2 protein-coding genes are annotated in these 2,285 nt (G+C 73.0%); both read left to right on the top strand.

Translation table 11 applies throughout. From position 1 onward, the window contains the following. Positions 1-1,484 (top strand): phosphate acetyltransferase (pta, locus tag ACFWJO_RS37990; protein ID WP_386872707.1); only part of this gene is annotated, 1,484 nt, incomplete at its 5' end. A 20-nt stretch (positions 1,485-1,504) separates the two neighbouring features. Further along, the coding region (locus tag ACFWJO_RS37985; RefSeq protein WP_386872705.1) for an acetate/propionate family kinase at positions 1,505-2,285 on the top strand (781 nt) is incomplete at its 3' end.

The raw sequence follows: 2,285 nt of genomic DNA, 5'->3' as shown, positions 1-2,285 counted from the left end.
TGCTGCCCGAGCTGACCGAGCTCGCGCACCCCTCGGTGGCCGAGGTGGCGGACGCGCTCGGGCTCGAGCAGATGGCCGGGCAGGAGACGCTGGACCGCGACGTCGCCGAGGTCAAGGCCGTCTCCATGGAGGGCGGCAACTTCCTCGAGGTCCTGCGCGAGGGCGCGCTCGTGATCGTCTCCGGCGACCGCTCCGACGCGATCCTGGCCACCGTGGCCTCCTCGCTGACCCCGGACTTCCCCACCCCCTCCGGCATGATCCTCACCAACGGCATCCTCCCGAACCGCCAGCTCCAGCGGCTCTACCTGGGCGCGGCCTTCCCCGTGTTCGTCACCCACGACGACACGTTCACCACCGCCGCGAAGGTCTCCCGGGTGCGCTCCGAGCTCTCCAGCGCCCAGCCCCGCAAGACCGCCGCCGCCCTGGGCACCTGGCACCAGCGCGTGGACGGGGACGAGCTGCTGGCCCGCTTCGACCTGCCACGCACCGACGTCGTCACCCCTCTGCGCTTCCTGCACGAGCTGATCTCCCGCGCCCGCGCGGACCGCCGCCGGATCGTACTGCCCGAGGGCGAGGATGCCCGCGTGCTGCGCGCCGCCGAGATCCTCCAGCGCCGCGACGTCTGCGACCTCGTGGTGCTCGGCCCGGCCGCCGCCGTGCGGGAGCTGGCCTCCCGCGAGGGCGTGGACCTGAGCGGGATCGAGCTCGTGGACCCCGCCGACTCCCCGGACCTGGAGCGCTACGCGCAGGAGTACGCCCGGCTGCGCGCCCACAAGGGCGTGGACGCCGAGCGCGCCCGCGAGGTCATGCAGGAGGGCGCCTACTTCGGCACGATGATGGTCCACCTGGGCGACGTGGACGGCATGGTCTCCGGCGCCGCCCACACCACCGCCAACACCATCCGCCCCGCGCTGGAGTTCGTGAAGACGAAGCCGGGCGTCTCGATCGTCTCATCGGTGTTCTTCATGCTGCTGCCGGACCGCGCCCTCGTGTACGGCGACTGCGCCGTGAACCCGGACCCGGACGCGCAGCAGCTCGCGGACATCGCCGTGGCGTCCGCGGCCACCGCCGCCCAGTTCGGGGTGGACCCGCGCGTCGCCATGCTCTCCTACTCCACGGGCGCCTCCGGCTCCGGGCAGTCCGTGGACAAGGTCCGCGCCGCCACGGAGCTCGTGAGGGAGCGTGCCCCCGAGCTGAAGGTGGAGGGCCCGCTGCAGTACGACGCCGCCGTCAACGCCTCCGTCGCGGCCTCGAAGATGCCCGGCTCCGAGGTGGCCGGCCAGGCCACCGTGTTCGTGTTCCCGGACCTGAACACCGGCAACAACACCTACAAGGCCGTCCAGCAGTCCTCCGGGGCGGTCGCCGTCGGGCCCGTGCTGCAAGGCCTGAACAAGCCCGTCAACGACCTCTCCCGCGGCACCACCGTGGAGGACATCGTCAACACCGTCGCCATCACCGCCATCCAGGCCCAGGCCCAGGGCTGACGCCCCGGAAGGAGTCCCCCGTGCTCGTCCTTGTCATCAACTCCGGCTCGTCGTCCCTGAAGTACCAGCTCCGTGAGCTGGCCGACGACGGCACGGACGCCCCGGTGCCCGTCCTCGCCCAGGGCCTGGTGGAGCGCATCGGCGTCCCCGGCTCCGGCGTGCCGGACCACGCCGCCGCCCTAGAGCAGGTGGAGGCCGAGCTGGCCGAGGCGACCGGCGGGCGCACCATCGACGCCGCCGGCCACCGCGTGGTCCACGGCGGCGAGCGGTTCACCGCCCCGGCCCGGGTGACCAACGAGGTGATCCGCGCGATCGAGCGCCTCGCCCCGCTGGCCCCGCTGCACAACCCCGCCGCCGCCCAGGGGCTGCGCGCCATGGCCGAACGCTGGCCGGACATGCCCCAGGTGGTCGTGTTCGACACCTCGTTCCACCAGACCATGCCCCGCGAGGCCTGGCAGTACGCCCTGCCGGACGAGGTCTACACGGAGCACGGCATCCGCCGCTACGGCTTCCACGGCACGAGCCACGACCTCGTCACCGGCCTCGCCGCGGAGCATCTGGGCATCCCGCGGGGGGAGTTCCGGGCCGTGGTGCTGCACCTGGGCAACGGCGCCTCCGCCACCGCCATCCGCGACGGCGTCTCCGTGGACACCTCCATGGGCTACACCCCGCTGGCCGGCCTGGTGATGGGCACCCGCTCCGGCGACCTGGACCCCTCCGTGGTCACCCACCTCATGCGGAACCACGGCTACGACGCCGAGGAGCTGGACACCCTCATGAACAGGCGCTCGGGCTTGCTGG

This window comes from Streptomyces sp. NPDC127092 (assembly GCF_042722475.1).
Classification (GTDB): Bacteria; Actinomycetota; Actinomycetes; order Streptomycetales; family Streptomycetaceae; genus Streptomyces.
The sequence above is the reverse complement of the archived record's forward strand: the minus strand, read 5'-3'. Positions and strand labels throughout refer to the sequence as shown.